Annotated in this window: 20 protein-coding genes; 16 read left to right on the forward strand and 4 right to left on the reverse strand. The window is 45.6% G+C overall.

The features are described from left to right. Positions 1–39: 39 nt before the first annotated feature. The 6 genes from mutL to hflC all read left to right on the forward strand — a co-directional run bounded on the left by mutL (position 40) and on the right by hflC (position 7,311). On the forward strand, positions 40–2,262 hold the full coding sequence (gene mutL, locus CWO08_RS08630) for a DNA mismatch repair endonuclease MutL (RefSeq protein WP_102478975.1): 2,223 nt from the start codon (positions 40–42) through the stop codon (positions 2,260–2,262). Positions 2,263–2,359: 97 nt separating this feature from the next. Continuing rightward, a complete protein-coding gene (miaA, locus tag CWO08_RS08635) occupies positions 2,360–3,292 on the forward strand; it encodes a tRNA (adenosine(37)-N6)-dimethylallyltransferase MiaA (protein WP_048661597.1) in 933 nt (310 codons plus the stop codon). A 193-nt stretch (positions 3,293–3,485) separates the two neighbouring features. After that, complete coding sequence (hfq, locus tag CWO08_RS08640; protein WP_017059927.1) at positions 3,486–3,749, forward strand: RNA chaperone Hfq; 264 nt, start codon at positions 3,486–3,488, stop codon at positions 3,747–3,749. A 44-nt stretch (positions 3,750–3,793) separates the two neighbouring features. Next, positions 3,794–5,101, forward strand: a complete 1,308-nt coding sequence (gene hflX, locus CWO08_RS08645; RefSeq protein ID WP_017059928.1) for a ribosome rescue GTPase HflX — start codon at positions 3,794–3,796, stop codon at positions 5,099–5,101. Positions 5,102–5,128: 27 nt separating this feature from the next. Further along, entirely contained in the window at positions 5,129–6,331 is a 1,203-nt protein-coding gene (gene hflK / locus CWO08_RS08650; protein ID WP_048661598.1) for an FtsH protease activity modulator HflK, read from the forward strand. A 2-nt stretch (positions 6,332–6,333) separates the two neighbouring features. Beyond that, positions 6,334–7,311, forward strand: a complete 978-nt coding sequence (gene hflC / locus CWO08_RS08655) for a protease modulator HflC (RefSeq protein ID WP_102478974.1) — start codon at positions 6,334–6,336, stop codon at positions 7,309–7,311. A gap of 158 nt (positions 7,312–7,469) precedes the next feature. Here hflC and CWO08_RS08660 read toward each other — a convergent pair whose 3' ends face one another. Then, positions 7,470–7,658, reverse strand: coding sequence for a DUF2065 domain-containing protein (locus tag CWO08_RS08660; RefSeq protein ID WP_010434105.1), 189 nt, complete (start codon positions 7,656–7,658; stop codon positions 7,470–7,472). Between the two features lie 172 nt (positions 7,659–7,830). On the opposite strand from CWO08_RS08660, the gene CWO08_RS08665 reads away from it, so the two are divergent. Further along, positions 7,831–9,147: an adenylosuccinate synthase gene (locus tag CWO08_RS08665; protein ID WP_010434108.1), complete on the forward strand. Its 1,317-nt coding sequence runs from the start codon at positions 7,831–7,833 to the stop codon at positions 9,145–9,147. Positions 9,148–9,445: 298 nt separating this feature from the next. Continuing rightward, positions 9,446–10,081, forward strand: coding sequence for a tetratricopeptide repeat protein (locus CWO08_RS08670; RefSeq protein WP_048661600.1), 636 nt, complete (start codon positions 9,446–9,448; stop codon positions 10,079–10,081). A 128-nt stretch (positions 10,082–10,209) separates the two neighbouring features. Here the strand turns inward: CWO08_RS08670 and CWO08_RS08675 are convergent, their stop codons facing one another. After that, the gene (locus CWO08_RS08675; protein WP_102478973.1) at positions 10,210–11,619 is read right to left on the reverse strand and encodes an amidohydrolase; all 1,410 of its coding nucleotides are present in this window, start codon (positions 11,617–11,619) and stop codon (positions 10,210–10,212) included. 247 nt (positions 11,620–11,866) lie between these two features. On the opposite strand from CWO08_RS08675, the gene rnr reads away from it, so the two are divergent. From rnr to rplI, 5 genes are all read left to right on the forward strand, one after another. Beyond that, the gene (gene rnr, locus CWO08_RS08680) at positions 11,867–14,368 is read left to right on the forward strand and encodes a ribonuclease R (RefSeq protein WP_050647227.1); all 2,502 of its coding nucleotides are present in this window, start codon (positions 11,867–11,869) and stop codon (positions 14,366–14,368) included. Positions 14,369–14,556: 188 nt separating this feature from the next. Continuing rightward, entirely contained in the window at positions 14,557–15,297 is a 741-nt protein-coding gene (rlmB, locus tag CWO08_RS08685; protein ID WP_017063180.1) for a 23S rRNA (guanosine(2251)-2'-O)-methyltransferase RlmB, read from the forward strand. 558 nt (positions 15,298–15,855) lie between these two features. Next, positions 15,856–16,245 (forward strand): 30S ribosomal protein S6, encoded by a 390-nt coding sequence (gene rpsF, locus CWO08_RS08695; protein ID WP_004741278.1) that lies wholly within the window; start codon positions 15,856–15,858, stop codon positions 16,243–16,245. A gap of 112 nt (positions 16,246–16,357) precedes the next feature. Next, positions 16,358–16,585 carry a 30S ribosomal protein S18 gene (gene rpsR / locus CWO08_RS08700; protein ID WP_000090472.1) on the forward strand — a complete coding sequence of 76 codons (228 nt, stop codon included), beginning with the start codon at positions 16,358–16,360 and terminating at the stop codon, positions 16,583–16,585. A 38-nt stretch (positions 16,586–16,623) separates the two neighbouring features. After that, complete coding sequence (gene rplI / locus CWO08_RS08705; RefSeq protein ID WP_010434182.1) at positions 16,624–17,076, forward strand: 50S ribosomal protein L9; 453 nt, start codon at positions 16,624–16,626, stop codon at positions 17,074–17,076. A 181-nt stretch (positions 17,077–17,257) separates the two neighbouring features. Here the strand turns inward: rplI and CWO08_RS08710 are convergent, their stop codons facing one another. Then, a complete protein-coding gene (locus tag CWO08_RS08710; protein WP_108020281.1) occupies positions 17,258–18,142 on the reverse strand; it encodes a DUF481 domain-containing protein in 885 nt (294 codons plus the stop codon). Positions 18,143–18,318: 176 nt separating this feature from the next. On the opposite strand from CWO08_RS08710, the gene CWO08_RS08715 reads away from it, so the two are divergent. From CWO08_RS08715 to CWO08_RS08725, 3 genes are read left to right on the forward strand one after another with little or no spacing between them, the layout of a single operon-like run. Further along, a complete protein-coding gene (locus tag CWO08_RS08715; protein ID WP_016767560.1) occupies positions 18,319–19,710 on the forward strand; it encodes a replicative DNA helicase in 1,392 nt (463 codons plus the stop codon). 6 nt (positions 19,711–19,716) lie between these two features. After that, positions 19,717–20,802 (forward strand): alanine racemase, encoded by a 1,086-nt coding sequence (alr, locus tag CWO08_RS08720; RefSeq protein ID WP_108020282.1) that lies wholly within the window; start codon positions 19,717–19,719, stop codon positions 20,800–20,802. 23 nt (positions 20,803–20,825) lie between these two features. Next, positions 20,826–22,031, forward strand: a complete 1,206-nt coding sequence (locus tag CWO08_RS08725; protein ID WP_108020299.1) for a BamA/TamA family outer membrane protein — start codon at positions 20,826–20,828, stop codon at positions 22,029–22,031. Between the two features lie 117 nt (positions 22,032–22,148). Here CWO08_RS08725 and CWO08_RS08730 read toward each other — a convergent pair whose 3' ends face one another. After that, the gene (locus tag CWO08_RS08730; protein WP_108020283.1) at positions 22,149–22,568 is read right to left on the reverse strand and encodes a secondary thiamine-phosphate synthase enzyme YjbQ; all 420 of its coding nucleotides are present in this window, start codon (positions 22,566–22,568) and stop codon (positions 22,149–22,151) included. Positions 22,569–22,582 lie beyond the last annotated feature (14 nt).

Consider the following 22,582-nt stretch of genomic DNA (forward strand, 5'->3'; position numbering starts at 1 on the left):
AGACATGTTTCCATCAATGGCAGTAAGGTAGCTATAAATATGACGATCAAAATACTGCCAGCTCGATTAGCTAACCAAATCGCAGCGGGTGAAGTGGTAGAAAGACCAGCTTCTGTTGTAAAAGAGCTGGTTGAGAACAGTTTGGATTCAGGTGCCACACGTATCGATATCGATATCGAGAAAGGTGGCGCTAAGATGATTCGCGTTCGTGACAACGGCAAGGGCATCGTTAAAGATGAGCTCGCCTTGGCGCTGAGCCGTCATGCTACCTCTAAGATCCATACCCTTGATGACCTTGAGGCGATCGTCAGCCTCGGTTTCCGTGGTGAAGCGCTGGCGAGTATTAGTTCAGTTGCGCGCTTAACCATGACTTCACGCCCTGCTACTCAAGATCAAGCTTGGGCAGCACACAGTGAAGGCCGTGATATGCAGGTGAAACTGCAGCCTGCGGCGCATCCCATTGGTACTTCGGTTGAGGTGTTGGACCTGTTCTTTAATACGCCAGCACGCCGCAAGTTTTTGCGTACTGAGAAAACCGAATTCACGCATATTGATGAACTGCTTAAACGCATCGCATTGAGTCGCTTTGATGTGACGATCAACCTCCGTCATAACGGTAAAATGATTCGTCAGTACCGCGCTGCCAAAACACAAGTTCAAGCAGAAAAGCGAATCGCAGCGGTATGTGGCAATCCTTTTGTTCGTCATATGCTTAAGATTGAGCTAGAACATCAAGGTCTAAAACTTCATGGCTGGATCACCACGCCAGAAGGAGCAAGACAACAAAGCGATCTACAATACTGCTATGTGAACGGTCGTATGATGCGCGACAAACTGATCAATCATGCGATTCGTCAAAGCTATGAGACCAGCCTACGCCCAGACCAATTTGCAACTTATGTGTTGTTCATTGAGCTAGACCCGCATCAAGTCGATGTGAATGTTCACCCTGCAAAGCATGAAGTACGTTTCCATCAAGCGCGCCTTGTGCATGACTTTATTTACCAAGCATTGAGTGACGGTTTAGCACAGAGCAAGCAGATCGATGCGGCGCCTATTAATCAATCCGCTTTCCACCAATCAGAAGCCCCTAATTATCAACAGAATAGTTCGGTGCCTGAAGTGGAAGAGACGACGAGTTTTAGCGCTTCAGTAAGCGATGCCCCAGCTCATTCGGAACAATCGCAGGTTTCTGAAAGAGTGCGACATGCGATTGAGCAGACGCCAGCCTACCCAAGAAAAGCCGAATCTGAGCAGGTTTATGATAACTCTCAGCACAGCGTTAATGATGGCGGTCAGCACTATAGCTCACCAGAAAACCGAGGTTCATCGTCTAGCAGAAGCTCTTCAACCAACTTAGATTCGTCAACTAAGATGAGTTCAGCTAGCACAGGCTCGTCGGCTCGTGAAACCAGTTTTACCGGTTCTCCTCGCCAAGAGTGGATAGAGTCTCGACCTGTTCCGAGAAAAGAAAAAGAACCCAACCAACATCATGCTGAACCCGCGCCCTCAAAGCGCGAAGTTAAGGCCTATAAAGAGCTTTTAAAAACGCCAGACTTTGATGAGCACACCGTGGATCTCACCCCTCCTCAAGAACAGGTGGCACAAACAGCGCCAACAGAAGCTAAGCCTGCCCAACAGAATCCCGTTAACTCGAAGCCAAGAGCACCTGTAACGGACTTGGGCAAAGCCGTCTCGATTGTGGAACGTCAGTATCTGGTGATGGGTAATAAGAACGGCAGTGTGTTGGTTTCTTTGGCTAAGGCTGAATTGTTGCGTGTTGTTGGTCAGCTTGATACTCGAGGGGGGGCGTTAAAAAGCCAACCACTATTGGTGCCCTTATCGATTAAGCTTGGCAGTGAGCTTGTCGAAGTTGCGAAGGCGTTGAGCCAAACACTGGCATTACTGGGGATTGAGCTTAAGGCGCGAAACAGTGAGGCGGTAATGGTAATGGGCGTACCTTCTCCTTTAAGGCAGCAAAACTTACAAATTCTGATCCCAGATCTGTTATCTTACGCGGCTTCATTAAATGCTCAGATTGTCGATAATCACTCGGCTAATGTTTCCAGTGACCTGTTGCCATCATTGGTTAACTGGATCGGGATTCAAACCGCACAAGTAAAAAGCGACTACACTTTATCTGAAGCGGTTCAACTAGTTGGGGAACTTGAACAACTTTGGCATGGTCTACTTCCATTAGATGATCCTGAGTTTGTTAATCCTATCGACTTTTCAGCGACTATAGCCGCGTTTACGGTTTAATTTTTTCGCGACGACATTTGTCTTTTTAGCTGAATACGTCGCGACACAAAGCCCTTTGCTAAAAAGCGCTAAAACAGAGAAGCAAATACAAAATATCATGACTGAAAAATTACCTTTAGCGTTGTTTTTAATGGGCCCAACGGCGTCAGGAAAAACAGATTTAGCTATCCGCTTACGTCAGAAATACCCAGTAGAGATCATCAGCGTCGATTCGGCACTTATCTACAAAGACATGGATATCGGCACCGCTAAACCGGATGCGCAAGAGCTTGCACTTGCACCTCATCGCTTGATTGATATTTTGGATCCAAGCGAAGCATATTCTGCGGCAGATTTTCGTCGTGATGCGATCAATGAAATGAATAAGATTGTAGCGGAAGGCAAAATTCCGCTACTTGTTGGTGGCACAATGCTTTACTACAAAGCATTGTTGGAAGGTTTATCGCCATTACCCGCAGCGGATCAAGAGATTCGTAAGCAGATTGAAGCGGAATCTATCGAACAAGGTTGGCAGGCATTGCACGATCAATTAAGAGAGATAGATCCCGTATCCGCTGAAAGAATACACCCAAATGATCCACAAAGGCTTTCAAGGGCATTGGAAGTTTACCGAATTTCGGGTAAAACATTAACAGAGCTAACTCAAACGAAAGGCGATAGCCTGCCATTTCGTGTAAAACAATTTGCAATAGCTCCCAAGGAAAGGAAAGAACTCCATCGCCGTATTGAGCTGCGTTTCGAGAAGATGATAGAAGCAGGATTTGAAGAGGAAATGAAGGCGTTGCACGCCAGAGAAGATCTTCATCCTGAACTGCCATCGATCCGATGCGTTGGTTATAGGCAGATGTGGGATTATTTAGACGGTAATTGTGATTTAGACGAAGCGGTTTTCCGTGGTGTTTGTGCAACCCGTCAGTTGGCCAAGCGACAAATCACCTGGTTGCGCAGTTGGGATGATTTAACTTGGTTAGATAGCGAAAACATTGATCAAGCGTTAGAAACTCTTTCAGATGCAATAGCATCTGATTAGTATTGCTGTGTATAATGTGATCGCTTTTGCGTGAATATACTCTGGAAAGGATCCGTTATTGAGGCTTTTAAAAAATCACAGCCTTTCAATAACAACGGAGTTTTTTTATTCATTTAGCTCAGATGCAAAGGCCGCACCTTTTTGTGCACCACTAGCTAAATAATTACAACAAAATACAAATAAGGAAAATAAAATGGCTAAGGGGCAATCGCTACAAGACCCATTCCTAAATGCACTCCGTCGTGAGCGCATTCCAGTCTCTATCTATCTTGTCAACGGCATTAAGCTGCAAGGTCAGATCGAGTCTTTCGATCAATTCGTGATCTTATTGAAGAACACAGTAAACCAAATGGTTTACAAGCATGCGATTTCTACTGTGGTACCTGCACGTGCAGTTAGTCACCACAGCGGCGAGCAACGCACGCCATCTGATCGTCCAGAGAAGACTGAAGATTAATCGTTCAATTGATACAGCTTACGCTGTAATAAGGAGTTGGTTGCTTGTTTGACCGTTATGAATCCGGCGAGCGAGCCGTACTTGTTCATATCAACTTCACGCAAGAGGGAGAGTGGGAAGACCTAAGTGAATGTGAAATGCTGGTCTCCTCAGCGGGGGTAGAAACGTTACAAGTGATTACTGGTAGCCGACAATCCCCACTCCCTAAATACTACGTTGGAGAAGGTAAAGCCCTAGAAATCGCACAAGCTGTTCAGCTAACCGGTGCTGAAATTGTGATTTTTAACCACTCCCTATCTCCTGCCCAAGAGCGAAACCTCGAGCAATTGTGTAAATGTCGTGTGATTGATCGCACGGGTTTGATCTTAGATATCTTTGCACAACGTGCGCGAACTCATGAAGGTAAGCTACAAGTTGAGCTCGCTCAGCTTCGTCATATCTCTACCCGATTGATTCGTGGTTGGACTCACCTTGAAAGGCAGAAAGGTGGTATTGGTCTTCGTGGTCCAGGTGAAACTCAACTGGAAACCGATCGACGTTTGTTGCGTGACCGTATAAAGGCAATACTGCGTCGTTTAGCGAAAGTCGCTAAGCAGCGTGAACAAGGACGACGTGCTCGTAATCGAGCTGAAATCCCAACAATTTCTTTGGTTGGTTATACCAACGCAGGGAAATCAACACTTTTCAATCGCATCACAAGTGCGGGTGTTTATGCGGCAGACCAACTGTTTGCAACCTTAGACCCAACACTACGTAAGATTGATTTGGCAGATGTCGGTCCTGCAATTCTCGCAGATACCGTAGGTTTTATCCGTCATCTACCACACGACTTGGTCGCTGCGTTCAAGGCAACATTACAAGAGACGCAGGAAGCTGACATTTTGTTACATGTTGTTGATGCCAGTGATGACCGTTTTCGTGAGAACATTCAGGCTGTTCATGAAGTATTAGAAGAAATCGATGCTCATGAAGTGCCAACCCTTGTAGTCATGAACAAAATTGACTGCATGGAAGACCAAAAACCTCGAATTGAAAGAGACGAAGAGGGCGCACCTCGCGCTGTTTGGGTTTCTGCAATGGAAGGAGAAGGTATTGAACTGCTGTTTGAAGCTTTAACTGAGCGTTTAGCTAGCCAGATGGTTCAATTCCGGTTGTGTATTCCACATCAACATCAGGGCCGTATTCGCAGCTTATTCTTTGAGATGAAATGTATTCAACAAGAAGAGTATGATGAAAATGGTAACTTGTTGATAGATATCCGAATGCAACAAATAGATTGGTCTAAACTTGAAAAAAGAGAAGGGGCGCTCTTAGGTGACTTTATCGTTACCAAAGAGACTGCTACAGTATAACGTCATATCAAATGATGGAGCTTTCTAATGGCGTGGAATGAGCCTGGAAATAATAACAACGGCGATAATAACGGCCGCGATAATGACCCTTGGGGTAATAAAAATAATCGCGGCGGCCGAGATCAAGGACCGCCAGATCTAGACGAAGTGTTTAGTAAACTAAGTCAAAAGTTAGGTGGCAAGTTTGGTAAAAAGGGTGGCAACGGTAACGGGCCATCTATCGGTGGTGGCGGTGCAATTGGCTTTGGTGTCATTGCCGTTATCGCGATTGCTATCTGGTTCTTCGCTGGTTTCTACACCGTTGGCGAAGCAGAAAGAGCAGTAGTACTTCGACTGGGTCAATTCGACCGTATCGAAGAACCTGGTCTTAACTGGCACCCACGCTTCATCGATGAAATCAAAGATGAGCAGCTAGTAAACGTTCAAGCGATTCGTTCTCTACGCGCGTCAGGCACCATGCTGACTAAAGACGAAAACGTTGTGACCGTTGAAATGGGTGTTCAATACCGTGTTTCTGACCCATACAAGTACTTGTATCGTGTAACTAATGCGGATGACAGTTTACGCCAAGCAACCGATTCTGCGCTTCGTGCGGTAATTGGTGACTCACTAATGGATAGTATCCTAACAAGTGGTCGTCAGCAGATTCGTCAAAGCACTCAAGAAACGTTGAACCGTATTATTGATAGCTACGACATGGGTATTCTGATTGTTGACGTGAACTTCCAGTCAGCACGTCCACCTGAGCAAGTGAAAGATGCATTTGATGATGCTATCGCGGCTCGTGAGGATGAAGAGCGTTTTGAACGTGAAGCTGAAGCTTACCGAAATGATATTCTTCCAAAAGCAACAGGTCGTGCTGAGCGTTTGAAGAAAGAAGCGGTGGGTTACTCAGAGCGCACAGTTAATGGTGCTCTAGGTCAAGTAGCTCAGTTCGAGAAACTGCTACCTGAATACCAAGCAGCTCCTGAAGTAACACGTAACCGTATGTATCTAGATACAATGGAAAAAGTGTACTCAAGCACATCGAAAGTCCTGATTGATTCTGAATCAAGCGGTAACTTGCTATACCTACCAATTGATAAGCTAGGCGCACAAGGTGGTTCTCAGTCGGGCACTCGCCCTGCAAAAGCACCATCAACTTACGATCAAATTGAATTAGAAAAACAAGCGGATCCAAAGTCTAGCACTCAAACTCGTTCAGACAGTTCACGTCAAGGGAGATACTAATAATGCGTAAATTAATGATCCCTGTATTAGTTGTGACGATTGCCCTTCTATTGATGTCACTGTTTGTGATTCAAGAAGGCGAGCGTGGCATGGTAATTCGTTTTGGTCGAGTTCTCGATGACAACGGCGTATCACGAATCTATGAACCAGGCCTGCACTTTAAGCTGCCACTGTTTGATCGCGTAAAAGTACTTGATGCTCGTATTCAAACGATGGATGGTCGTTCTGACCGTTTCGTAACGTCAGAGAAAAAAGACGTTCTAATTGATACCTACGCAAAATGGCGTATTGCTGATTTTGGACGTTTTTATCTGAGTACTGGCGGCGGCAATATCATGACGGCAGAAGCACTTCTTGAGCGTAAAGTGACAGATGTTCTTCGTTCTGAAATTGGTTCTCGTGAAATTAAGCAGATCGTGTCAGGTCCTCGTAATAAGGACATCCTGCCAGACTCTGCTGATAGCGAAGTCGTCACAACGGTAGCGGCTGCAGAAGCTCTAGAAGTTGATGGCGAACGCGATAAGATCATGGAAAACGTTTTGTCTGGAACGGCAGAAAGTGCGATGGCTGATTTAGGTGTTGAAGTTGTTGATTTCCGAATGAAGAAGATTAACCTTCCTGATGAAATCAGTGAATCTATCTACCGCCGTATGCGTGCAGAACGTGAGTCGGTTGCTCGTAGACACCGTTCACAAGGTCGTGAGAAAGCGGAAGTTATCCGTGCTCAAGCTGAGCTAGAAGTGGCAACAGTTCTTGCTGAAGCTGACCGTACAGCTCGAATCACTCGTGGTGATGCTGATGCAGAAGCTGCGAAGATCTACTCTGATGCGTTCAGCAAAGATCCTGAGTTCTACGGCTTCATGCGTTCATTGCAAGCTTATGAGACATCATTTAGCGATAAGAGCGACATTCTAGTACTGGATCCGAAGACTGACTTCTTCCAATACATGAATCAAGCAAGCGGCGCTCCAGCGAAATAAGCTGATGCGTTAGCGAATGCTTAGCTCAATAAGCAAAATGCGTTAAAACTTAAAAGGCTCCCATTATGGGAGCCTTTTTGTTTTCTATTGTTTTCAGGTCTACGATTGGGGGCGCGAGGGAAGGCGCTCAATAGCGTTCTACTTATAGAAACCTAAACCTAGCGGTAGGTCATGAAAGCGATAACCGCTCCTGCCACCACAAGACAGCCGCCAATGCGACGCAGTTGTGTGTCTGGTTGTTCGCTCAGTTGCGCGACCATGTTTCTCCAGCCATTGGGTGCAATTAAGGGGCCGAGCCCTTCAACAATAAGTACGAGCCCAATAGCGAGCCAAATTGATTGAGACATGGTTCTGCCTTTTGTCTGTAAAAAAGCAATGATATCAGTATCTTCATACATTCGCCCTCAGTTATCACTGGTTTATTTTTGTACAGCGTTAACGTTTATGGACAAAAAGTGACTGCAAGAAGTGTGATTCAGTGCTAGAATCCATTTTTAATTAGCAACAGAAATTGGAAAGATGGGAAATAACGTAGTCGTTCTAGGCACCCAATGGGGTGATGAAGGTAAAGGTAAAATCGTTGACCTTTTAACTGAAGATGCAAAATACGTGGTTCGCTACCAAGGCGGTCACAATGCAGGTCACACACTTGTAATTGACGGTGAAAAAACCGTTCTTCACTTAATTCCATCAGGTATCCTACGCAATAACGTTAAATGTGTTATTGGTAACGGTGTAGTATTATCGCCTGACGCACTTCTAAAAGAAATGAAGCCTCTTGAAGATCGCGGTATCCCAGTACGTGAGCGTCTTTTCATCTCTGAAGCTTGTCCTCTAATTCTTCCGTACCACATTGCAATCGACAACGCGCGTGAAATCGCTCGTGGCGCTAAAGCTATCGGTACAACGGGTCGTGGTATCGGTCCAGCTTACGAAGATAAAGTTGCTCGTCGCGGTCTACGCGTTGGCGACCTTTTCGATAAAGAAGCATTTGCTGAGAAGCTAAAAGAAGTTATGGAATTCCACAACTTCCAACTAGAGCACTTCTACAAAGCTGAAACAGTAAGCTACGAAGAAGTTCTTGAGCAAGCGATGAGCTACGCAGACATGTTAACTGCGATGGTTATCGACGTAACTGACGAACTAGACGCAGCACGTAAGCGCGGCGACAAGATCATGTTCGAAGGTGCTCAAGGTACGCTACTAGATATCGACCACGGTACTTACCCATACGTAACGTCTTCTAACACTACTGCTGGTGGTGTTGCTGCAGGTTCAGGTTTCGGTCCTCGTCACATCGGTTACATCCTTGGTATTACTAAGGCTTACTGTACTCGTGTTGGTTCAGGTCCATTCCCTACTGAGCTATACGATGGCCTTGAGAAGCAAGACCCAGTTGGTAAGCACCTAGGCGATGTTGGTCACGAGTTTGGCGCAACAACTGGTCGTCTACGTCGTACTGGTTGGTTCGATGCTGTTGCTATGCGTCGTGCAATCCAAATCAACTCTCTATCTGGTATGTGTCTAACTAAACTAGACGTTCTAGATGGCCTAGAAGAACTAAAAATCTGTACTGGTTACAAGATGAAAGATGGTTCTATCCTAGAAGTTTCTCCAATGGCTGCTGAGTCATTTGAAGAAGCGACGCCAATCTACGAAACAATGCCTGGTTGGTCTGAAAACACATTTGGTGCTAAATCTATCGACGCGCTTCCACAAGCTGCTCTAGATTACATCAAGCGTATCGAAGACCTAACTGGCGTTCCAATTGATATCGTATCAACTGGCCCAGATCGTAACGAAACTATCATCAAGGTTCACCCATACGGCGCGTAATGCCCGCTGAGTGATTACCACAGCACATAAAGTGCTTTGATAATTAAATCGTTTCTAAAAGCCGACTTTATTAAGTCGGCTTTTTTGTACCTGTAATTTGAAAACGAAGCCGTCTTTGGTGATCTTTTGAACGCCATCTGGCAAAATATTGCCCATTAGCGGCAAGTTTTGTCTAAAGCCATCAGGGTTATTGCCGATACAGATATCATGGAAAGTGAAGTTCACCCTGTTTTGTGCGTGTAGAAATCCTCTGCACCCCTCAATAGATAACTTTAGCGACAGATAATAGAGTGCAGGTATGAAGCTACGAATTGTAGCAGCTTCATTGATAATGGCGCTGAGCTCATCCTTGAGTCATGCTAATTTGGCTGATGTGGGAGAGCCCGTTCCAATATATACAGAAGCTGAACTGATTAATTTAATCGAAAATAATCAACATCTAGAGCGAGTGAAAGCTGATAAGTGCCAGTTAGTTGAAGATATCGTTGCTCGTGCAACGCGTATTAGCTTGCCTTCTTATGAGTTTTTATACGGCGATATGTTGGCTTGGGGTGTGTGTGTTCCACAAGATGTAGAGCTTGGCCTTTACTATATGGAAAACGCGGCACATCAAGGTTTACCCGCTGCATTAGAGCAGTTAGGTCGTTATTACTCTCGTGGTACTTTGGTACAACAAGACAAAGAGCGTGCGATTCCGTATCTACGTGAAGCGGCTTCGATGGGGAATCTAAGTGCGAGTATTCACTTAGCTGAACTCTTGTTACGTGACTACGGTAGTCCATTGGATTATGAAGATGCTTACCGTTGGTTGTATAACTCGGTAACGGCAGACCAAAGACAACACAGACGTATCACTGTGCTTCGTAGTGGTCTGGAACAGAGAATGCCAGACAATATTATTGCTCGAGCAAAACGTCGAGACGTGTTCTGGTAATACCGAGCAAAAAAACTGTAATGATCCCTGCACTCATTGTTACAGGAAATAAGATTTAAAAAGCCCCGCCTAATTGAATTAGTGCGGGGCTTTTTACGTTTAGATGGTCATGCTATTCGATAGCGAGCTTATTGAACAACCTCACCAGACTCAATGACCGTTTCACGAACAACCTTGGTGAAATCGAGTGCTTCTTGACGAATCTTGTCTTCGTCTACCGTTAGCATGTCGCGGTCTTGCATGATGATCTTGCCATCAACGATGGTGTGGCGAACGTTACCCGAGTTAGCAGAGTAAACTAATGCTGAGTATGGGTTGTACACTGGAACCATGTTTGGTGCCTTGGTATCGATCACTATGATGTCGGCGAGTTTGCCTGCTTCAAGAGAGCCAATCTTATCTTCCATGTGTAGCGCTTTTGCTGCGCCCATGGTCGCCATGTCGATCACTTTGATCGGCGGCATCGCAGCACGATCTTTATTAACTAGCTTGTGAACCTTAGCGACTTGGTTGAACTCATCAATCGTGCTCAGTGTGTTACCAGACATTGGGCCATCGGTACCTAAACCGATACGCACGTTCTCGTCATACATCTTAAGCGCAGGTGATACGCCTTTTGCTGACTTGATGTTAGCACTCATGTTGTGAGCTACGCCCATATCCGATTTCTTCACCAGTTCGATATCATGATCGTCTACTAGGATCATGTGTGCACCCACCAAGTTTTTGTTGAGTGCGCCAATGCTGTCCATGTATTGAACTGGAGATAAGCCACCTGAGCGTTCTGCAATTTTCTCTTCTTCACGGTGTGACTCTGCAAGGTGAATCATTACTGGAACATCTAACTCTAGAGAGAGCTTAGATATTTTCTGCAGGATCTCTGTGGTGTTGGTGTAAGGAGCATGCGGTGCAAACGCTGGTGTGATGCGTGGGTGATCTTTATATTCTTCAATGAAGTTCAACGCGTACTTAATACCTTCTTCGGCGTTAGCCGCATCGGCTACAGGGAACTTAATCACCGTTTCACCTAGGATGGCACGCATACCAATCTTATCGACGGTTTTTGCGACTTCATCTTCGAAGTAGTACATGTCGGCGTAAGTGGTCACACCGCCTTTTACCATTTCAACGTTACCTAGGTTCGCCCCAATACGTACCATGTCTCGCGATACTAGCTTTTTCTCTAGTGGGAAGATGTAGCGGTGCAGGCGATCTGGCACATCATCGGCCAACGAACGGAAAACCGTCATTGATACATGAGTATGAGTATTGATAAGACCCGGCATAACGATATCGCCATCAACGTCTAACACTTGCTTAGCTTGGTACTGCTTCTCTAGTGAAGCATCACCCACCGCAATGATTTTGTTGTCTTTGACGACAACAGTACCGCTTTCATAAACCGTTTTGTCTTGGTTCATGGTCAGAACCATGGCATCGGTAATCATCAGGTCAGCTTTTTCCATTGCCGAACTCGCAAATGGAAATAGAGCGAGGCTTGCCATTGCTGAAGCCAATAAAGTGCGTTTTAGTTTCATATCATACTCAGAACAGGAGTTGGTAAAGTGCGTGGATAATAGTGTATTTCATTCATGGCGCAAACGTTTGTTTTATCGTTTGCTTGAAATTTTGATGATAGTCCACGTCTATGAAGCGATGTTTCACAAAGTGAAAATACGTATCAATCTGAGGTTATTTGAGTGTTTTCCAAAGCATATCTGTAGCTTACCCCTAGCATCAGATATACTAGGGGTATATACCTTCCTTGCTTAAGCAGGCCCGCCTATGTCAAAAAACACACCAACGTCAGAAAACACGACAGCGACAACCACTGTTGATCCTTTTGCCGACCGAGAGTCGAAAAATTACGATAACCCAGTACCAAGCCGAGAGTTCATTATTTCGTTTCTAACAGACGCGAATATTCCGATGAACCGCAACGATCTATTCGAAGCTTTGGGTCTTGCTGGAGAGGAACAATATGAAGGGCTGCGTCGTCGTTTACGTGCAATGGAGCGTGATGGACAGCTTATCTTTACTCGTCGTCAGTGCTACGCATTGCCTGAGAAGATGGAACTGATCAAAGGCTATGTGATTGGTCATAAAGACGGTCATGGTTGGGTTCGCCCAGATGGCAGTGTGGGTAAAGACAATGATATCGTGCTGCCACATCACCAGATGAAAACCATCATGCATGGTGATTACGTATTGGTTCAGCCTACTGATAACAGTAAGCGTGGCCGTCGTGAAGGTCGCTTGGTTCGTGTGCTTGAAGAGCGTAAAACGCCACTTGTTGGTCGCTTCTTCCTAGAATACGGCCATTCTTACGTTGTTGCTGATGATTCGCGTATTAGTCACGACATCCAGATCCCAACTGAGCATAAAGGCGGTGCTCGAATGGGTAATGTGGTTGTGATTGAGATTACGGATCGCGGTGGTCGTTCTCGTAACATGATGGGTAAAGTAACCGAAGTTCTTGGTGAAAATATGGCGCCGGGTATGGAAACGCAGATTGCGATCCGTACTCATCAGATCCCACAAGAGTGGCCTGAAGCGGTAGATAAGCAAATCGAAAACCTCGGTGAGCATGTTCCTGAAGAAGCAAAAGAAGGACGTGTAGACCTGCGTAAACTGCCATTGGTTACCATTGATGGTGAAGATGCGCGTGACTTCGATGATGCGGTTTACTGTGAAGCGAAGAAAGGCGGCGGCTGGCGTCTATGGGTAGCGATTGCTGACGTAAGTTACTACGTTCGCCCAGATACCGCGCTAGACAAAGAAGCGATTAACCGTGGTAACTCGGTATACTTCCCGTCACAAGTTGTACCAATGCTGCCAGAAGTACTTTCAAATGGCTTATGTTCATTGAACCCACAAGTAGACCGTTTATGTATGGTGTGTGAGATGACTATCTCAGACAAAGGTAAGCTGTCGGGTTACAAGCACTATGAAGCAGTCATGAACTCTCATGCTCGTCTTACTTACAATAAAGTAGGCGCGATCTTAGATGGCAATGAAGAACTTCGTGAGCGTTACGAGCCAGAAGTACCGCATCTAGAAGAACTGCACAAGATGTACAAAGTTCTGAAGAAAACGCGTGATGAGCGTGGTGCGATTGAGTTTGAAACGGTAGAAACCAAATTTATCTTCAATGCGGATCGTAAGATCGACCGCATTGAACCGGTAATCCGTAACGATGCACACAAGATCATCGAAGAGTGTATGATTCTGGCGAACATCGCATCGGCATCTTACGTAGAGAAAGCGAAAGAGCCTGCTCTGTACCGTGTTCACGAAACTCCGGGCGAAGAGCGCCTAATGGGCTTCAAGAGCTTCTTAAGTGAATTAGGTTTAACACTGGAAGGTGGTCTGTCGCCATCACCTGTAGACTATGCACAATTGATGCAACAGATTAACGAACGTGAAGACCGTGAATTAATCCAAACCATGCTACTTCGTTCAATGAAGCAAGCGGTCTACAACGCGGATAACGCGGGTCACTTTGGCTTAGCCCTTAAACGCTATGCTCACTTTACCTCGCCGATTCGTCGTTACCCTGACTTGCTATTGCACCGTGCGATTAAGTACCTTATTGCGAAAGAAGGCGGTCGTAACAGCGAACGTTGGACGCCAACCGGTGGTTACCACTACACTTTCGATGATATGGACTTCTACGGCGAGCAGTGTTCAATGACTGAGCGTCGTGCTGATGACGCAACGCGTGAAGTAAACGACTGGTTGAAGTGTGAATACATGCAAGACCATGTCGGTGAAGTGATGGATGGTGTAATTGCCAACGTGACTGGCTTCGGCTTCTTTGTTCGTCTAACTGAACTGCACATCGATGGCTTGGTACATATCTCAGCGCTAGCGAACGATTACTACCAATTTGATGCTGTTGGTCAGCGTCTCGTGGGTGAAAGCTCTGGTAATATCTACCGCTTGGGTGATTCGGTTAAAGTGAAAGTTTCTGCGGTTAACTTAGAAACTCGCCAAATCGACTTTGACTTAGAAGACACTGATCGTCAGCCGCGTGGTAAAGGCAAAACAGCCAAGAAGCGTGCAGCCGAAGCGATGAAAAAGGCGAAAAGCAAGAAGCGCTCAGCAGTGAAGAGTAATAAGCCAGGTGTATCAGCGAAGCCTATGGTTGAGCCAACTAAGCGACCTGACGGAAGCAGCGAAGGCCCGGCTAAGAAGAAAAAGCCAGCGAATAAAACCGGTGCTGCTAAAGCTCGCGCTAAGAAAAAGCGTGCTGCAAGCCGTAAGCCAAAGGCTGATAAGTCTTAAGACTGATAAATCTTAAGATTAATAAGGCGCTCTGCTAATCAGGTTTAGCGCCTAACTGATTTAATACGAAATGACTTTAATGCGAGAGTATCAGGCGCAAGACGCATACTCTCGAAATAAACAATACAGAGATGAATGCGTCGGGTTTGATGTCATTCTTCTCTGAGCAATAAGAGTAAGTTGAGACAATGAGTAACGAATTTATTTACGGTATTCACGCGGTGAAAGCCGTACTAGAAAAAGATCCTGCACGTTTTATCGAAGCGTATGTACTGAAAGGTCGTCAAGACGAGCGTCTTCTTCCATTACTGAACCAACTGCAACAGTTTGGTGTGTCGATTCAACAGATGGGTCGTAAGCCGCTGGATGAAAAAGCACAAGGTGCGAATCACCAAGGCCTTATTGCTAAGGTGAAGCCTGCTAAGCAGCTTAATGAAACTCACCTAGACGATATTCTAGCGCAGCATGAACAGCCTTTGCTGTTGGTTCTAGACGGCGTAACAGATCCTCACAACCTAGGCGCTTGTCTACGTAACGCGGATGCCGCAGGTGTCGCTGCGGTTATCGTACCGAAAGATCGCTCTTCACCGTTAACAGCAACGGTAAGCAAGGTAGCGTGTGGTGCGGCTGAAACAGTTCCTCTCGTGCGTGTAACCAACCTAGCTCGCACAATGCGTGCACTGCAAGAGCAGGGCGTATGGTTTGTGGGTACGGCAGGTGAAGCAACGCATGATATCTACCAAGCGAAACTAACAGGCCCTCTTGCGGTAGTTATGGGTGCAGAAGGTGACGGTATGCGTCGTCTAACGCGTGAAACCTGTGATGATCTGATTAAGATCCCAATGGCAGGTAGCGTGTCGAGCTTAAACGTTTCTGTAGCATCCGGTATCTGTTTATTTGAAGCGGTACGTCAGCGCTTAGCTCAATAGCGTTAAGCTGAGTCAAAAGGAAAAACGACTTTAAGTCTATGAATTTATTAACGCCTACCACTTGCTGGTGGGCGTTTGTTTTTAGGCTGCTACGAAAGAACGGGTTGGTTTGTCAGATGGCAAGGGGTTGTTGCTCTTTCGTGGTTGAATTTTGTTCGAGATAAAATCGTTTTAGGCGCGGCGAAGAGTATGTAGCCTAGTCATTCTAAGCAAATATTCTTCAACAAAGCATAAAACGATTTTAGCCGAACCCTTCGGGCAGCCTTTGTGGTTCATTTCTACTGCGTTATCGGCTTTTTATGTAGGCTAGCTACACGTCAAAGCCTCTGTCTTGTATAAATTTCCCACAAAGAGCTGCAAAAGCCAGCTCGAAAGATTAACAGCCCCTAAATGGCGAAAGAAAAACTGTTTCATTATTCGCCAAATATCACTTGCCAATACAGGGTTCTTTCTATAATATTTGCCGTCCTTAAAACTCGGTCATTTATCTTTAGTTCCTTGCTTCCTCTGGACGACCGGGCCACTCGTGGAAGCTAATAATCCGTAAGGAGCAACCAAATGCGTCATTACGAAATCGTATTCATGGTTCACCCTGATCAAAGCGAGCAAGTTGCTGGCATGATCGAGCGTTACACTGGTTCTATCACTGAAGCTGGCGGTACTATCCACCGTCTAGAAGACTGGGGTCGTCGTCAAATGGCTTACCCAATCAACAAGCTTCACAAAGCTCACTACGTTCTTATGAACGTTGAAGCTGGTCAAGAAGTGATTGACGAGCTAGAAACTGCTTTCCGTTTCAACGATGCAGTTCTACGTAACATGATCATGCGCACTAAAGGCGCTGTGACTGAGCAATCTATTATGCTTAAGCAAAAAGAAGAGCGTGCAGAGCGTGCTCCTCGTCGCGAAGAGCGTACAGAAGCTAAACCAGAAGCAGCTGCTGAGTAATTCTTTTTTGGCTTAACGCCTTAAAAAATTCTCAACTTGTTTTAGGTCGTTGATAGTTATTTCGATAATTGTGAAAGACCGCTTTACTAAATTTAAGATCAGGAGATAGCCCATGGCTCGTTTCTTCCGTCGTCGTAAATTCTGCCGTTTCACTGCAGAAGGCGTACAAGAGATTGACTACAAAGACGTAGCAACTCTTAAAAACTACATCACTGAAGCTGGTAAAATCGTACCTAGCCGTATCACTGGTACAAGCGCTAAGTACCAGCGTCAACTAGCTCGCGCTATCAAGCGTTCTCGTTACCTAGCTCTACTACCGTACACTGACAAGCATCAGTAATCGGTAATAGTTAATAATAGTTTAAGAGGACTAAGATAATGCAAGTTATTCTACTTGATAAGATCGGTAACCTAGGTGGCCTTGGCGACCAAGTAAACGTTAAATCTGGTTACGCTCGTAACTTCCTTATCCCACAGGGTAAAGCAGTTATGGCAACTAAAGACAACGTTGCTATGTTCGAAACTCGTCGTGCTGAACTAGAAGCTAAAGTTGCTGAGCAACTAGCTGCTGCTGAAGCTCGTGCAGAGAGCGTTAACACTCTAGAAGGCGTTACAATCGCTTCTAAAGCTGGTGACGAAGGTAAACTATTCGGTTCTATCGGTACTCGTGACATCGCTGACGCTATTACAGCGGCAGGTGTTGCAGTAGCTAAGAGCGAAGTACGCCTACCTGAAGGCGCTCTACGTAACATCGGCGAATTCGAAGTAAGCATCCAACTTCACTCTGAAGTTTTTGCTACTGCGAAAATCGCTATCGTTGCAGCTGAGTAATTTCAGTACCAAGACGAATTCTTTCTTTTGAAAGTTTTAAACACCAGCTTCGGCTGGTGTTTTTTTATGTCTGGAATATAGGAAAGTACAAGGAAGGGTTGTGGTAAGTAAAAAGCTTACAGTGGTCCATAAGCTGTTATTGCTGAACTGGTCGTTCTCAAGGTTAGAAGTGATCTTAAGATTAGAATTGGAATAGCAAGTTGATTGATAGAACAGAGTCTTCTTTGCTTAACCCTTCAGGCACTTTATCGTGGTACTGGCGAGAGTGAGCGATCTTCAGCGCTATATTGTCAGTAATATCATTGATGGCTTCGAGTTCGGTATCAAACTTTAGGTTACTGTGGCCAGACACTAATGTCACATCCGCTTTTAGCTGCAGATTCTTCAATACCTGCCAAGACGTATTCACGTTGCCACGAAAAATCGCTTCTTCAACAATCTCTGGGAAGATGATGTCATCATCGTCTAGCTCATCGAGATTTGGCTCTTGGTAACGAAAACCCGGACCGACTTCGACTTCCAATACAAACTCTTCAGTATTTGAAAACTGGTAACCCAGACCACTCGAAATAGTGTAGTCCTTAAAGTAAGCACTGTATCGTGAATCGACACCTTTGAAACTGCCGTAAAGGTAGGTTTTAGGGCTTAACTTGTAGTCACTTTGAGCCGAGTAAGTCGATTGCCTTTTATCTTCTTCGCCATCTTTGTAGAGGTTGTAGTATTTCCATTCACCACTGGTTCTATGACGGCCAGCCGTGTACTCACCGTTAAGGCGTGCGTTAAGCGATCGTGAATCAGAATTACCAGTATGCGACTGATATCCAAATTCGACTTCCGTTTTTAGCGGGCTCGGCAGCTCTGTATCACTTGTATCACTCGGTGCGATATCCATATCTTTTTCTTCAGGTGCTGGTGCAACGACGATCGGCTCAGCAGTAGGTTCTGGAACTACTATAGAGTCGAGGATTGCATCAACAGAGGCTTTAGCATCATCAGCTAAGGCCAACGGAGCGCTCAGGAGACCAGTGCTTAGAAGACCAGTGCTCAGAGCCAATAATTTGGACACGCATACCTCTAGTTATACAGTGAGTGAATGGCAGGATCGTAATGCTACCCTTGGTTAATTCCGTCAGCAATAGGTAAATTCTTCCTGAAGAATAAAACAAACTCATAGGATCGGATTACAAACGGATGTTCTTGGGTATAATGAACGATCATTATTAGTTATTGAGTGTAGTCATAGTGGATACCAAAAGTCAGAAATCAGCCAACGATCAGGTGGACGCCATCAAGGTCCCGCCACATTCATTAGAAGCTGAGCAATCTGTTATTGGCGGTTTGTTATTGGATAACGAACGCTGGGATACGGTTGCCGAAAAGGTTGTGGCCAAAGACTTTTATAGCCGTCCTCACCGTCTGATCTTTGAAGCGGTAAAGGATATCCTTGAAGAAAGTTCTCCTCTGGATCTTATTACACTCTCTGAACATTTAGAGCTGCGTGAGCAACTTGAAGAAGTGGGTGGCTTTGCTTACCTTGCCGACCTAGCGAAAAACACTCCAAGTGCGGCAAACATCAATGCGTATGCGGATATCGTGGCGCAACGTGCACTCGTTCGTAGCCTGATCGGGGTGGCGAATGAGATTGCGGATTCTGGTTATGACCCACAAGGTCGTACATCGGAAGAGCTGGTTGATCTTGCTGAAAGTAAAGTCTTCGCGATAGCCGAAGGCCGTGCAAGTGAAAACGAAGGTCCGCAAAACGTTGATAGTATTCTAGAAAAGACGCTAGAGCGTATCGAGATCCTATACAAAACGCCACAAGATGGTGTGACAGGTGTCGATACCGGTTTCAACGACCTCAATAAAAAGACTGCTGGCCTACAAGGTTCTGATTTAATCATTGTCGCCGCTCGTCCATCGATGGGTAAAACCACGTTTGCGATGAACTTGTGTGAAAACGCAGCGATGAAGCAAGACAAACCAGTTTTAATTTTCTCGCTAGAGATGCCAGCCGAACAGCTGATGATGCGTATGCTTGCGTCGCTTTCTCGCGTAGACCAAACCAAAATTCGTACCGGTCAACTGGACGATGAAGATTGGGCTCGTATCTCATCGAGTATGGGTATTCTGATGGATAAGAAGAATATGTATATCGATGACAGCTCGGGTCTGACGCCAACCGAAGTACGTTCTCGAGCTCGACGTATCGCTCGTGAGCATGATGGTATCTCTATGATCATGATAGATTACCTTCAATTAATGCGTGTACCTTCGTTATCAGATAACCGTACACTTGAAATCGCCGAGATTTCTCGCTCATTGAAAGCGCTGGCAAAAGAGCTCAACGTTCCGGTTGTCGCACTTTCTCAGCTTAACCGTTCCCTAGAGCAACGTGCTGATAAGCGCCCGGTAAACTCGGATTTGCGTGAATCAGGTTCGATCGAGCAAGATGCCGATTTGATCATGTTTATCTATCGTGATGAGGTTTATAACCCAGACAGCTCACTAAAGGGCATTGCTGAGATCATCCTTGGTAAGCAGCGTAACGGTCCTATCGGTTCGGTTCGTTTGACATTCCAAGGTCAACACTCCCGATTTGATAACTATGCAGGTCCTGCATTTGATGATGAGTAATCGCTAATGACTTACATGAAAGCGGCGACGGCGAGCATTGATTTAAACGCGCTCGAACATAACCTGAACCAGATAAAGTCGAAGGCTCCTCAGTGCAAGGTAATGTCGGTTGTGAAAGCCAATGGCTATGGACACGGCTTACTGCATATTGCTAAGCACTCGAAAAACTCAGATGCGTTTGGTGTGGCGCGTATTGAAGAAGCTCTGCAGCTGCGTGCAGGTGGTATTGTTCAACCTGTTCTATTGCTTGAGGGTTTTTACTCGTCAGGTGATTTACCGATCTTGGTGACTAATAACATCCAAACTGTAGTGCATTGTGAAGAACAGCTTAGTGCTCTAGAAAATTCAGTTCTTGAATCACCCGTTGTGGTGTGGCTGAAAGTTGATAGCGGCATGCATCGCTTGGGAGTTCGTTCTGAACAATATCAAGATTTCGTTGAGCGCCTGCATCAATGTCCTAACGTGGCTAAGCCTTTGCGTTACATGAGCCATTTTGGCTGTGCAGATGAGTTAGACAAAGCAACCACAGAGCAACAGACTGAATTATTCCTATCTCTGACAGAAGGCTGTGAGGGTGAGCGCTCCCTTGCGAACTCTGCAGGTTTACTTGCTTGGCCAGATAGCCACTTAGATTGGGTTCGTCCTGGCATCATTTCTTACGGCGTATCACCTTTCGTTGACAAATCAGCTCAAGAGCTTGGTTTCTTGCCTGTGATGACTCTGACCTCTCACCTGATTGCGGTTCGTGATTTGAAAGCCGGTGAAAGCGTGGGTTATGGCGGTAACTGGACCAGTGAACGTGATACTAAAGTTGGTGTAATCGCAATTGGTTATGGCGATGGTTACCCTCGCACCGCGCCGAACGGCACGCCAGTGTTCGTCAACGGTAGAAAGGTGCCTATCGCAGGCCGAGTATCGATGGATATGCTAACGGTTGACCTGGGCCCTGATGCGATGGATCAAGTGGGTGATGAAGCGACGCTATGGGGTGAAGACTTACCTTCAGAAGAAGTGGCAGAACATATTGGCACTATCGCTTACGAGTTGGTCACTAAACTGACTTCGCGTGTTGCGATGGAGTATGTGAAGTAATCATGGATCTTATAAAGTAAATGATGTTCAAGCGAACGACTCGACACTTAGTGATGTCAGTGATGGCGCTACTTGGTGTCAGCTTTTCTTCCTCTGCTTTGAGTGAAGAAAAAGATTCAGCCTTTGTCCCTTTCTACTTCAGCACCGAAACCATGGGTAACACCTTTGGGGTTGCGGGTGTCGCAAAGGGTGTTTGGCAACCTCAAGCCGCTCTGTTTGGTATGGCACTTTATTCAGATAAAGATAGCTACGTCGGTTTCTTATCAGCCTTTAATTTTGCATTGTCTGAGAACGTACTGTTCAGCACTCAGATGTATCAAGCTCGCTTCAACGACAACCCGTATTACATTGGCTCTCAAGGCGATAATGATTCATCCATTGATGACAAAACCATTGCCGATGGTTTAGAAGAAAACTATCAGTTTGAGTTTAAGTACCTGCTGCCTTGGGGCAATGTTGCAGAATATGGCTTGTTAGGGGCATTTCAACCGATCAAAGACGTGAGCTTTGCTTCGCCCGTTGAGTCGGGTGTCAGCTCGATTGTCTTTACACCTTTTTATACTTCCCGAGAGTTAGAAGGCTTAAACAATTCTGAAGAGGCGACGGGCTTTAGTTTGGCGTTTGATTGGGATAACCGTGATAGCACACGTAACCCAACCAAGGGCTCTCATACTAACTTAGAATTCACTACCGGAGCTGAAAGCTGGTCTAATGATGACTTGTGGCTCAAGTGGACCTTCCAAAATAGTCAGTACTTTGCTTTAGGTCCTTTAGGGGACTTATTCGATCAACAAGTTTTAGCATTCGATTTCTATACGGCTGACACGCCTACATGGGATAACTGCTCTGGGCAAGATTGTGCTCGTCCACCGGAGACCGAGCAAGCTCGATTAGGTGGCTTGTATCGATTACGAGGTTATACCGGAGGCCGTTATCACGGTCGCTCTGCAGTGCATTACTCTGCAGAGTATCGAGTGCTTCCTGACTGGCAACCTTTGGGCGATATCCCACTGATTAACTACTACGACTTGCCTTGGTGGCAATGGGTAGCGTTTGCTGAAGTAGGGCGTGTTGCCGATGAGTACGACATTAAAACACTGCATACAGACATGAAGTGGAGCTTAGGTGGCGCGGTTCGTTTCCAAGTGGAAGGCATTGTTGTTCGTGCTGAATTAGTGCGAGGTGGTGATGAAGGGACCTTTAGGGTCATGATAAATCAGCCCTTCTAAAGCTTTCGGCCTATGGTAGGTCAAATGCTATTGTTATAAGAGTGGTCGTGGAAACACACCACTCTTTTTTATTAACAAGATATTGTTTTTATTAAGGAGATCTTGTTTTCAAGCAGTCTACTCACCTTGCATCGTAGCAATCACAGTTCGGCTTCCACCACAATCCCGGTGCTCTCCTAAGTAAATGCCCTGCCATGTTCCTAAAGCTAAACGACCATTGCTAATTGGTATTGTCACACTGGTGCCAAGTGTCGATGCTTTAATGTGGGCAGGCATGTCATCATCACCTTCATAGGTGTGTCTGTAGTAGGGCGCTCGCTCTGGGATAAACTTATTAAAGTGCGATTCCATATCGGAGCGAACGGTAGGATCTGCGTTCTCATTTAACGTGAGACTGGCAGAGGTATGTTGAATAAAGAGATGTAATAAACCAACAGAGAGAGAGTTGATATCGTGTATCTGTTGTTCAATTTCATCAGTAATGAGATGGAATCCACGCTTTCGTGCATTTAGGTGTATAGTCTTCTGAATCCACATACGCCATCCTTTAT

This window comes from Vibrio sp. 10N.286.48.B8 (genome assembly GCF_003050085.1).
Lineage (GTDB): Bacteria > Pseudomonadota > Gammaproteobacteria > Enterobacterales > Vibrionaceae > Vibrio > Vibrio crassostreae.

Excerpts from the sequence above, each read along its gene's own strand:
- mutL (WP_102478975.1), top strand. The coding sequence starts at position 40 with ATGACGATCAAAATACTGCCAGCTCGATTAGCTAACCAAATCGCAGCG.
- miaA (WP_048661597.1), top strand. The coding sequence starts at position 2,360 with ATGACTGAAAAATTACCTTTAGCGTTGTTTTTAATGGGCCCAACGGCG.
- hfq (WP_017059927.1), top strand. The coding sequence starts at position 3,486 with ATGGCTAAGGGGCAATCGCTACAAGACCCATTCCTAAATGCACTCCGT.
- hflK (WP_048661598.1), top strand. The coding sequence starts at position 5,129 with ATGGCGTGGAATGAGCCTGGAAATAATAACAACGGCGATAATAACGGC.
- hflC (WP_102478974.1), top strand. The coding sequence starts at position 6,334 with ATGCGTAAATTAATGATCCCTGTATTAGTTGTGACGATTGCCCTTCTA.
- CWO08_RS08660 (WP_010434105.1), bottom strand. The coding sequence starts at position 7,658 with ATGTCTCAATCAATTTGGCTCGCTATTGGGCTCGTACTTATTGTTGAA.
- CWO08_RS08665 (WP_010434108.1), top strand. The coding sequence starts at position 7,831 with ATGGGAAATAACGTAGTCGTTCTAGGCACCCAATGGGGTGATGAAGGT.
- CWO08_RS08670 (WP_048661600.1), top strand. The coding sequence starts at position 9,446 with ATGAAGCTACGAATTGTAGCAGCTTCATTGATAATGGCGCTGAGCTCA.
- CWO08_RS08675 (WP_102478973.1), bottom strand. The coding sequence starts at position 11,619 with ATGAAACTAAAACGCACTTTATTGGCTTCAGCAATGGCAAGCCTCGCT.
- rnr (WP_050647227.1), top strand. The coding sequence starts at position 11,867 with ATGTCAAAAAACACACCAACGTCAGAAAACACGACAGCGACAACCACT.
- rlmB (WP_017063180.1), top strand. The coding sequence starts at position 14,557 with ATGAGTAACGAATTTATTTACGGTATTCACGCGGTGAAAGCCGTACTA.
- rpsF (WP_004741278.1), top strand. The coding sequence starts at position 15,856 with ATGCGTCATTACGAAATCGTATTCATGGTTCACCCTGATCAAAGCGAG.
- rpsR (WP_000090472.1), top strand. The coding sequence starts at position 16,358 with ATGGCTCGTTTCTTCCGTCGTCGTAAATTCTGCCGTTTCACTGCAGAA.
- rplI (WP_010434182.1), top strand. The coding sequence starts at position 16,624 with ATGCAAGTTATTCTACTTGATAAGATCGGTAACCTAGGTGGCCTTGGC.
- alr (WP_108020282.1), top strand. The coding sequence starts at position 19,717 with ATGACTTACATGAAAGCGGCGACGGCGAGCATTGATTTAAACGCGCTC.
- CWO08_RS08725 (WP_108020299.1), top strand. The coding sequence starts at position 20,826 with ATGTTCAAGCGAACGACTCGACACTTAGTGATGTCAGTGATGGCGCTA.
- CWO08_RS08730 (WP_108020283.1), bottom strand. The coding sequence starts at position 22,568 with ATGTGGATTCAGAAGACTATACACCTAAATGCACGAAAGCGTGGATTC.